General features: G+C 59.2%; 8 protein-coding genes and 1 pseudogene. 3 read left to right on the top strand and 6 right to left on the bottom strand.

The window, feature by feature from the left end; translation table 11 throughout:
- Nucleotides 1-63 precede the first annotated feature (63 nt).
- The 3 genes from NTD85_RS14570 to proP all read right to left on the bottom strand — a co-directional run bounded on the left by NTD85_RS14570 (nt 64) and on the right by proP (nt 3,953).
- Nucleotides 64-993: an alpha/beta hydrolase gene (locus NTD85_RS14570; protein WP_262142494.1), complete on the bottom strand. Its 930-nt coding sequence runs from the start codon at nt 991-993 to the stop codon at nt 64-66.
- 96 nt (nt 994-1,089) lie between these two features.
- Nucleotides 1,090-2,325, bottom strand: coding sequence for an MFS transporter (locus NTD85_RS14565; RefSeq protein ID WP_262142493.1), 1,236 nt, complete (start codon nt 2,323-2,325; stop codon nt 1,090-1,092).
- A 125-nt stretch (nt 2,326-2,450) separates the two neighbouring features.
- Complete coding sequence (gene proP / locus NTD85_RS14560; RefSeq protein WP_003224336.1) at nt 2,451-3,953, bottom strand: glycine betaine/L-proline transporter ProP; 1,503 nt, start codon at nt 3,951-3,953, stop codon at nt 2,451-2,453.
- A 238-nt stretch (nt 3,954-4,191) separates the two neighbouring features.
- On the opposite strand from proP, the gene NTD85_RS14555 reads away from it, so the two are divergent.
- Complete coding sequence (locus NTD85_RS14555) at nt 4,192-6,396, top strand: OsmC domain/YcaO domain-containing protein (protein WP_103520573.1); 2,205 nt, start codon at nt 4,192-4,194, stop codon at nt 6,394-6,396.
- Nucleotides 6,397-6,567: 171 nt separating this feature from the next.
- Nucleotides 6,568-7,008, top strand: a complete 441-nt coding sequence (locus NTD85_RS14550) for a hypothetical protein (protein ID WP_262142492.1) — start codon at nt 6,568-6,570, stop codon at nt 7,006-7,008.
- 279 nt (nt 7,009-7,287) lie between these two features.
- On the opposite strand, the gene NTD85_RS14545 is transcribed toward NTD85_RS14550, so the two are convergent.
- Nucleotides 7,288-7,569, bottom strand: a complete 282-nt coding sequence (locus NTD85_RS14545; RefSeq protein WP_045122746.1) for a hypothetical protein — start codon at nt 7,567-7,569, stop codon at nt 7,288-7,290.
- A gap of 88 nt (nt 7,570-7,657) precedes the next feature.
- Between NTD85_RS14545 and NTD85_RS14540 the strand changes: the two genes are divergently transcribed.
- Complete coding sequence (locus NTD85_RS14540; protein WP_262142491.1) at nt 7,658-8,146, top strand: AAA family ATPase; 489 nt, start codon at nt 7,658-7,660, stop codon at nt 8,144-8,146.
- A gap of 111 nt (nt 8,147-8,257) precedes the next feature.
- On the opposite strand, the pseudogene NTD85_RS14535 reads toward NTD85_RS14540, so the two are convergent.
- Together NTD85_RS14535 and NTD85_RS14530 are read right to left on the bottom strand one after the other, a co-directional pair.
- Nucleotides 8,258-8,473: pseudogene (locus NTD85_RS14535) on the bottom strand (AAA family ATPase); the annotation flags it as partial.
- Between the two features lie 58 nt (nt 8,474-8,531).
- Entirely contained in the window at nt 8,532-9,008 is a 477-nt protein-coding gene (locus NTD85_RS14530; protein ID WP_003224343.1) for a hypothetical protein, read from the bottom strand.
- Between the last annotated feature and the right edge of the window lie 84 nt (nt 9,009-9,092).

Here is a 9,092-nt window from a genome sequence, read left to right as displayed (position 1 = left end):
CTGCGAAAGCAGTTGGGGTTTTTTTTTGCCCGCAGGAAAGTGGTTTGATCACTAATTCAGATGCTAACTGAGTGTTTTTTCCTCGATCTGGCGTGAAAGCCACGCCCGACTGTAGGCAAGAACACGTCTGGCCATGTCAGTCGGGAAATGGATAAAGCCATGGGCGGAAGAGGGCAGCAGATGTACTTCAACCGGCGCAGAATGCTGCCAGCGCTCAGCCAGTTCGAGCGTGTCGTCGCGTAGCGGATCCAGTTCACCGGTGAACATCAGTGCCGGCGGCAACCCGCGGAAGTCGCCGTACAGCGGGGAAAGCGGTGCCTGCCGGCGTTGCTCATCGCTCAATCCCGGTGTCAGCAAGCGCAGCGCCTGGGCCATGCCCGGGCCGTCGAGCACCAAAGTTTCAGCAGTAGCTGCGTGCACGCTCGGAGTACCCGCGAGGTCGTAGACACCGTAAAAAAGCAGCGCACCGCGGACCCGCTGCAGCAAACCGGGTGATGATTTAAGCGCCAACAGCGTTGCGGCGGCCAAGTGCGCGCCCGCCGATTCGCCGACAACGATCACCGGCAGGCCGGTGAACTCTGTGCAGTCGTCGCTCAGCAGCCAGCGAGCGGCGCAGAGGCAGTCCTCCATCAGCCCCTCAACCGGCGTATCGACCGCCAACCGATAGTCGACCGAGACCACGGCGACATTGCAGTCCTTGACCATGGCGATGTTGAGGTCGTCGTTCATCTGTGCATTGCCAATCACCCAACCGCCACCATGGTAATCGAGCACCACGCCTTGAGCGTTTCCTTGCGGGCGGATGATTCGGACGGGCACTGAAGCACCTTGCGAATAAACCACTGTGTTTTGCGCTTGAAGGTCATGCTTGACCGGCTTGTCCGCGCTGACAATCTGACTGGCACGCAGCAGCCCTTGGACCAGACGTGGCGTCAGTCGATTGCGGATGCGAAACCGTGGCAGCCAGGCGAGCTTGCGGTTAAAGCGTTGCATCTGCGCCAGATCACTGTCGCTGAACTCAAGCGTGTTATTGGCCAAATTCCTTCCTCGAGTCAGGGGTTGTTGCGCAGGATCGAAAAATTGCGCCTCTCAAACCGTGGCGATAACTGCGTCGCGTCGGTCTGCCAATGTCTCTGGCACTGCCAGCCACAACAGCATAAACGCCAGGCCGGCAATCACCGCCAGGGTCAGAAACGCCGCGTTGTATCCGGCCTCTTGTAACACAATCCCCGCGACACTACTGCTCAATGCCGCGCCCAGGCCAAACACGGTCGAAAGGGCGCCGAGGCTGATGTTGAAGTGTCCGGTGCCTAGGGTCAGGTCTTTCACTACAACCGGGAACAGCGCGCCGAAGATCCCCGCGCCGATGCCGTCGAGCATCTGTACCGCCACCAGCCAGTAAGGATCCGCGGACAAGGTATAGAGCACGCCGCGCAACGGCAGAATCAGGAAGCCTGCGAGCAGCAGCGGCTTGCGTCCCCACACATCGGCCTTGGCCCCGACCAGCAACGCGACCGGCACCATGACCAGTTGCGCGGCGACGATGCAGGCCGAGGTCAGTGGCGTCGCCATCTGCAGATTGACCTGCGCCAGTTTCTGGCTCACCAGTGGCAGCATCGCCGCGTTCGCCAGGTGGAAGAGGGCACAACAGATGGCGAACATCAGCAACGCCTTGTTGGTCAGCAGCACCGCCAATCCCGAAGGCGCCTTGGCGTGTGTAGCGTCGCTGGGGTCAAGGCCTCGGGCGAGATCATGGTTGATCGCGCTGGCATCGACGAAGCTCACGGCGATCACACTGCATAGCGCCATGACCGCCATCAGATAAAACACCGCCACCGGCCCGAACAGGTAGGAAAAACCACCGGCCAGCAGCGCCGCGCAGGCGTTGCCGGCATGGTTGAAGGTCTCGTTGCGCCCGGTGCGCCGAGTGAACGCTCGTGGGCCGGTGATGCCGAGGGTGATCGCCGAAATGGCCGGGGCGAACACCGACGCCGCGGCGGCGCTCAAGGCTTGAGTAATCGCCACCAGACTGAAGGAGGTGACGAAGGGCAACACCAGACAGCTGCCGGTCACCAGTAACGCGGCAACCGCAATCACCGCCCGCTTACTCCGGGTGTTGTCGACGAGGGCCCCGGCGGGTGTCTGGGTGACAAGCGCGGCGATCCCGGCGAGGGTCATCACCAGCCCGATGCTGGCCGGCTCCCAGTGGTGAACCGCCAACAGGTAAATCGCCAGATATGGCCCTAGCCCGTCGCGCACATCGGCGAGGAAAAAATTGAGGCTGTCCAGCGAGAGCTTGTTGCGACGATCGGAGTGATTATCCACGCTGGCACCTTTGGTATCGAGGTCGCGCGAAAGGGCGCGATCTCCGTCAAACAATGCGGATTTGGTTGCACGCGGCGCCTATGTGGCCACTCGACTCCGATTCGAGTAACCACGCCGCGTACTCATTAGTTGATCCGCGGATGCTGCTGCACCAACTCCTTGCGCTTGGCTTCCAGTTCAGCGATCTCGGCGTCGATGTCTTCGATTTTCTGCTCGATGTTGTCGTGGTGTTCCTTGAGCAGTTCCTTGGCTTCTTCAAGGTCCGACGCGGCCGGTGCGGCACCGCGCAGCGGTTTGTTGGCGGTTTCCTTCATGGTCACGCCGGTGATCAGGCCGACCACAGCAATCACCATCAGGTAGTAAGCCGGCATGTACAGATTGTTGGTGCTTTCCACCAGCCAGGCCACGGCGGTCGGCGTCAGGCCGGCAATCAGTACCGAGACGTTGAACGCGGCGGCCAGAGCACTGTAGCGGATGTGCGTGGGGAACATTGCCGGCAGGGTCGAGGCCATGACGCCGATGAAGAAGTTCAGCAACACCGCGAGGATCAGCAAGCCGGAAAAGATCAGGCCGATCTTGCCGCTGTTGATCAGCATGAACGCCGGAATCGCCAGCAGGAACAGACCGATGCTGCCAACCACAATGAAGGGTTTGCGGCCGATCTTGTCGCTGATAAAACCAATCGCCGGCTGCACGAATAGCATGCCGACCATGATCGCGATGATGATCAGCACGCCACGGTTTTCGCTGTAGTGCAGGTTGTGCGACAGATAGCTCGGCATGTAGGTCAGCAGCATGTAATAGGTGACGTTGGTCACCGCCACCACACCGATACAGGTCATCAGGCTGCGCCAGTGTTTGGTCGCAACTTCCTTGAACGAAACTTTCGGGCCGCCCGCCAGGCCTTCGCGATCACCTTCCTCGAGCTTCTCGACATGCTGTTGAAACGCCGGTGTCTCTTCCAGTGCATGACGCAGATAGAGGCCGATCATGCCCAGTGGCAGCGCAAGGAAGAACGGCAGGCGCCAGCCCCATTCAAGGAATTTCTCTTCGCCGATAATCGTCGAAATCAGCACCACCACACCGGCGCCGAGGACGAAACCGGCAATCGAGCCGAAGTCCAGCCAACTGCCGAGGAAGCCGCGTTTACGGTCGGGCGCGTATTCGGCGACGAAGATCGACGCGCCGGTGTATTCGCCGCCGACCGAGAAACCCTGGGCCATTTTCGCCAGTAACAACAAGATCGGCGCCCAGATGCCAATCGATTCATAGGACGGAATCAGGCCGATGGCGAAGGTGCTCAGCGACATGATCACAATGGTCGCGGCGAGGACTTTCTGGCGTCCGTACTTGTCGCCCAGGGCGCCGAAGAACAAACCACCCAATGGACGGATCAGAAACGGCACCGAGAATGTTGCCAAGGCAGCAATCATTTGCACGCCAGGATCGGCGCCGGGGAAGAAGATCTTGCCCAGCGCGTAGGCGACGAAGCCGTACACGCCGAAGTCAAACCATTCCATGGCGTTGCCCAGTGCGGCGGCGGTGATCGCCTTGCGCATCTTGGCGTCGTCGACAATGGTGATGTCTTTCAATCCGATGGGATTGACGGTGTTTTTCCTTGATTTCATGCGGGTCACTCATAGCTGATCGGATTCGATGCCATTGTTTTGCTGGCATAGGCTCTTTCCGTCAGATACAAGAAGACACGAAAAAATTCACTGCTCAGGGCATTTTTGTCGCTCGCCTGTGCCGATGCCCGGCGCAACGCGGCCGCCCACACGGCGGCGATTACGCAAAAGCACAAGACGTCAGGCTGAAAACCCGGATAATGGCCGCCAATTCGTTTCTGCTCTCTGGTAAACCCGCATGGAAATCAAGGTCAACTTTCTCGACAACCTTCGACTTGAAGCCAAGTTCGACGACTTCACGGTGATCGCTGATCAGCCCATTCGCTACAAGGGTGATGGCTCGGCACCGGGGCCGTTCGACTACTTCCTGGCGTCGTCGGCCTTGTGCGCGGCTTACTTCGTGAAGCTGTACTGCGAAACCCGCAACATCCCGACCGACAATATTCGCCTGTCGCAAAACAACATCGTCGACCCGGAAAACCGCTACAACCAGATCTTCAAGATCCAGGTCGAACTGCCGGCGGACATTTCCGAGAAGGATCGTCTGGGCATCCTGCGTTCGATTGATCGCTGCACGGTGAAGAAGGTTGTGCAGACCGGCCCCGAGTTCGTGATCGAAGAAGTCGAGAACCTCGACGCCGATGCGCAAGCGCTGCTGATGCCGCACTCGACCTCTGAAGCGGGTACCTACATCGCCGGTAAAGATCTGCCACTGGAGCAGACCATCGCCAACATGTCGGGGATTCTCGCCAATCTGGGGATGAAGATCGAAATCGCCTCGTGGCGCAACATCGTGCCCAACGTCTGGTCTCTGCACATCCGCGATGCGCATTCGCCGATGTGTTTCACCAACGGCAAGGGCGCGACCAAAGAGGGCGCACTGGCCTCGGCACTGGGCGAGTTCATCGAGCGCCTGAATTGCAACTTCTTCTACAACGACCAGTTCTGGGGCGAGGACATCGCCACCGCCGAGTTCGTGCATTACCCGAACGAGCGCTGGTTCAAGCCCGGCCCGAAAGATGAACTGCCGGCAGAGATTCTCGACCAATACTGCCTCGACATTTACAACCGCGACGGCGAGCTCAAGGGCTCGCACCTGTTCGACACCAACTCCGGCAACACCCAGCGCGGTATCTGCTCACTGCCGTTCGTGCGCCAGTCGGATGGTGAAGTGGTGTACTTCCCGTCCAACCTGATCGAAAACCTGTTCCTGAGCAACGGCATGAGCGCTGGCAACACCTTGGCTGAAGCGCAGGTGCAGTGTCTGTCGGAGATCTTCGAGCGCGCGGTCAAGCGCGAAATTCTCGAAGGCGAAATGGCTTTGCCCGACGTGCCGCAGGAAGTGCTGGAGAAGTACCCAAGCATTCTCGCCGGGATCAAGGGGCTGGAAGAGCAGGGCTTCCCGGTGCTGGTCAAGGACGCGTCGCTGGGCGGTGAATTCCCGGTGATGTGCGTGACCCTGATGAACCCGCGCACCGGCGGCGTGTTCGCCTCGTTTGGCGCGCATCCAAGCCTGGAAGTGGCGCTGGAACGCAGCCTGACCGAACTGCTGCAGGGCCGCAGCTTCGAAGGCTTGAACGATCTGCCGCAGCCGACTTTCTCGGGCCAGGCAGTGACCGAACCGAACAACTTCGTCGAACACTTCATCGATTCCAGCGGTGTGGTGTCATGGCGCTTCTTCAGCGCCAAGTCTGACTTCGAATTCGTCGAATGGGACTTCTCAGGTCAAGGCGAAAACTCCAACGCCGAAGAAGCCGCAACCCTGTTCGGCATCCTTGAAGACATGGGCAAAGAAGCCTACATGGCGGTCTACGACGACCTCGGCGCCAATGCCTGCCGGATCCTGGTGCCGGACTATTCGGAAATCTATCCGGTGGACGACCTGATCTGGGACAACACCAACAAGGCCCTGCAATTCCGCGCCGACATCCTCAACCTGCACAGTCTGAGCAAGGTCGGCCTGCGCAACCTCGCTCAAGGCCTGGAAAATAGCGAGCTGGATGATTACACCGACATCACCACGCTGATCGGCATCGAGTTCGACGACAACACGCCGTGGGGCAAGCTGACCATTCTGGAACTGCGCCTGCTGATCTACCTCGCCCTGCAGAAATTCGAGCAAGCCAAGGATCTGGTCGAAGCCTTCCTGCAGTACAACGACAACACCGTCGAGCGCGGCTTGTTTTATCAAGCGGTAAACGTGTGTCTGGAAATGGAGCTGGACGAAGACCTGGAACTGGCCGACTACGAGGCCAACTTCCGCCGCATGTTCGGCGACGAGCGCATGGACGCGGCGATTGGTTCGGTCAACGGCAGTGTGCGTTTCTACGGCCTGACGCCGACCAGCATGAAGCTCGAAGGGCTGGATCGTCACCTGCGTCTGATCGACAGCTATAAGAAGCTGCACGCGGCGCGGGCTAATGCGGCGGCGTTGAATCGCTGATAGCACACGATCACTTTTGCTGAGTAAACCTGTAGTGAGGGGATTTATCCCCGATGGCGCGCGAAGCGGGCCCGGCTTCTTCAACCGAGCAAGAAGCGGCCTGCTGCGCAGTCCATCGGGGATAAATCCCCTCGCCACGGGTGAGTGTTCTGGGGACATGGAGATACAAGGATGGAAGAGAAGGTCGTGAAGTCGAAGCTGGTCAACTTTCTGGTGGCTGACGTCGAGGTGGATTACGAAGGTGTCGGCGATTTCTACGATGTTGCCGGCAGTGGCAATGTCAGCGCGTTGGCCGGTGTGCTGGAGGGGGTCAAAGAGGTGTACGGCGGGCTGTGGGTCGGCGGCAAAATGACCCTGACCAATACCGCTGTGTACCTGAATGCCAACGCCATGAACCGCATGGTTCAGGACGGCACACTGGACATCAGAGTGCCGCTGGGGATGATCCGCAAGGTCACGCTTGAAGGTGGCTTCATCACCAAAATCGTCTGCCTGGATACGGATGCTGGCAGCATTCTGTTCCGTTGTTATGGGGCGAAGGACATCGTTGCACTGATCGAAAAGTCGATCCAGCCACGGGTTTCGACGGCGGTGCTCAAGCGAGGAGCCTGATTCGATCGTCAGGCCGTTCGCCAATCTCACCTGCAGCGAAAAAACTGTGCGAGCCAGCCGCTAATTCTGAGTTCACTGCACAACCCCATGTGGGAGCGAGCCTGCTCGCGAAGAGGGCGTGTCAGTCGCTATCGCCTTGGCTGACAGATCGCATTTGCGAGCAGGCTCGCTCCCACGTTGGGTCTCTGGCCGCCGCCAATTCTGAGTCCACCCAATAACCCTGTAGGAGCTGGCTTGCCAGCGATGGGGCCGTGTCAGCCAACATCATTATCGGCGCTCTCAGCGTTTGCACTGCGCCTGCACCACCTGGCAGGTGTTCGGCGTACCTCCGGAGCGGCTCGCATAACGCATGCAGTTATTCAGCGATTTCTTGCGCGCCATACTCAAGGTATCGCCCCAGGCTAACCCGCCTTCGCCGGAGGTGGGTACGGCTTTGGCGTAGCAGTTCGAACCGTTGGTGGCGTAGCGCTTGCTTGAACATCCTGCGGTCAGCGCCAGGGTGGTGGCGAGCAAGGTGAGCAGCAGCCATGAGGTGCATCGGCGTACGTTTGTTGCAGTCATCACGGTTCCCCGTTGGGTCAGGCGCATTGATTGCCTGTCTGTCAGGCGTTGGGCATTATCCAGCAATCGACATAAGGAAGCGTCCCCAATGCGAGCACCCACCCTACACCTGATGTGCGGCAAGATCGCCTCGGGCAAATCCACACTGGCCCAATCACTGGCTAAGCAGCACGGCGCGCTTGTGCTCAGTGAAGATCAGTGGCTGTCGCGGCTGTATCCGGAGCAGATCAAATCCGTGGCGGATTACATTCGATGTGCGCGGCAGATTCGCGGGGTGCTGGGGCCGTTGGTGATCGATGTGCTGACAGCCGGGGTTAATGTGGTGCTGGATTTTCCGGCCAATACCGTGGCGGATCGGCAGTGGCTGCGAGGGCTGGCGGACAGTGCGCGAGTGCCGCACTGCCTGCATTACCTCGAAGTGGATGACGCCACCTGCCGGGCTCGGCTGCATGCACGCAATGCGCTGGCGGAGCATGAGTTTGCCGCTTCGGATGCAGAGTTTGATTTGATCTCCAGCTACTTTCAGGTGCCGGAATCGGGCGAGGAGCTTGAGATCGTCATGCACCGAAATCGCTAGCAGGCTAGCTCCCACTTTGGATCTCTGGCAGCCGCCAACCCTGAGCTCATCGCAAAAAACTGTGGGAGCTGGCTTGCCAGCGATAGGGCCGTGTCAGTCGCCATCACTTTGGACTACGACACTGTGGCCAGGACGCAGGTTGTTCACGGCCAGCTCGTTGGCGACCCGGTAACCGCTGGTACCGACGTCATCAGCCAGAACCCCGGCGTTGCGGATGGCTTGTTCGATCGTGTCGATACTCAGATAGGTCGCATCCAGCCGGGTCGCGAGTGATCTGGCGATCGTGGTCTTTCCGGTTCCCGGCAGGCCACTGAAGACAATTAGCATTGGCAGTCCTTGGTCACAGTGGCCCATGTCGCGTGCAGAAGTGGATGAAGAACTCGACTTACAAAGCCCACATCCGGACCAGTGCAAATTTCAGATCCACACTGACGCATGTCTGGCCATCCACCCATTCATCTTCGCGAAGGCGCCGTCCGGTATTGGTTTCGCGCTCGCCTTTGGCGATAACCAGGACGAACAAGCGGGTCGGACATTCGAAAGAGCGCAACCGGTCAACATCGGCCCGCACCGACCAATCGCCTTCCAGGCACTTGGCCTGCGAGACATCGCCCAGACATTTGATTTCGGCGACCATCCTTGCCGCGCCGTTGTCGTCCAATGAGTACAGGTCCGCCTTGCGTCGGTCGCCTATCGGCAGATCCGTCCAGATCTCGACCTCATCTTCGAACCAGGCTTGCAGACTGATCTGGGCCTGAATCCAATGCTCGCGGCAACTGTTGAGTTGCAGCACTTGCTCAAGATTTTTTTCCATCCCGCGAAAGGCGCGCTCAAACAAACCGAGCCATTGAGTGGTGTCCATTTCACATTTCCTGTGTCAGTCCATTTGGGGGGAGGGATTATGGACGGAATCTCCTTCAAGCGAAAACTCCACATTCATCACCGA

Source organism: Pseudomonas sp. 13B_3.2_Bac1, assembly GCF_025466205.1.
Classification (GTDB): Bacteria; Pseudomonadota; Gammaproteobacteria; order Pseudomonadales; family Pseudomonadaceae; genus Aquipseudomonas; species Aquipseudomonas fluorescens_H.
Note: the sequence above shows the minus strand (reverse complement) of the source record. Positions and strands in the feature narration are given on the sequence as shown.

What these genes read in the sequence shown, in the direction of transcription:
- NTD85_RS14550 (WP_262142492.1), top strand. Translation starts at nt 6,568, where the DNA reads ATGGAAGAGAAGGTCGTGAAGTCGAAGCTGGTCAACTTTCTGGTGGCT.
- NTD85_RS14545 (WP_045122746.1), bottom strand. Translation starts at nt 7,569, where the DNA reads ATGACTGCAACAAACGTACGCCGATGCACCTCATGGCTGCTGCTCACC.
- NTD85_RS14570 (WP_262142494.1), bottom strand. Translation starts at nt 993, where the DNA reads ATGCAACGCTTTAACCGCAAGCTCGCCTGGCTGCCACGGTTTCGCATC.
- proP (WP_003224336.1), bottom strand. Translation starts at nt 3,953, where the DNA reads ATGAAATCAAGGAAAAACACCGTCAATCCCATCGGATTGAAAGACATC.
- NTD85_RS14555 (WP_103520573.1), top strand. Translation starts at nt 4,192, where the DNA reads ATGGAAATCAAGGTCAACTTTCTCGACAACCTTCGACTTGAAGCCAAG.
- NTD85_RS14540 (WP_262142491.1), top strand. Translation starts at nt 7,658, where the DNA reads ATGCGAGCACCCACCCTACACCTGATGTGCGGCAAGATCGCCTCGGGC.
- NTD85_RS14530 (WP_003224343.1), bottom strand. Translation starts at nt 9,008, where the DNA reads ATGGACACCACTCAATGGCTCGGTTTGTTTGAGCGCGCCTTTCGCGGG.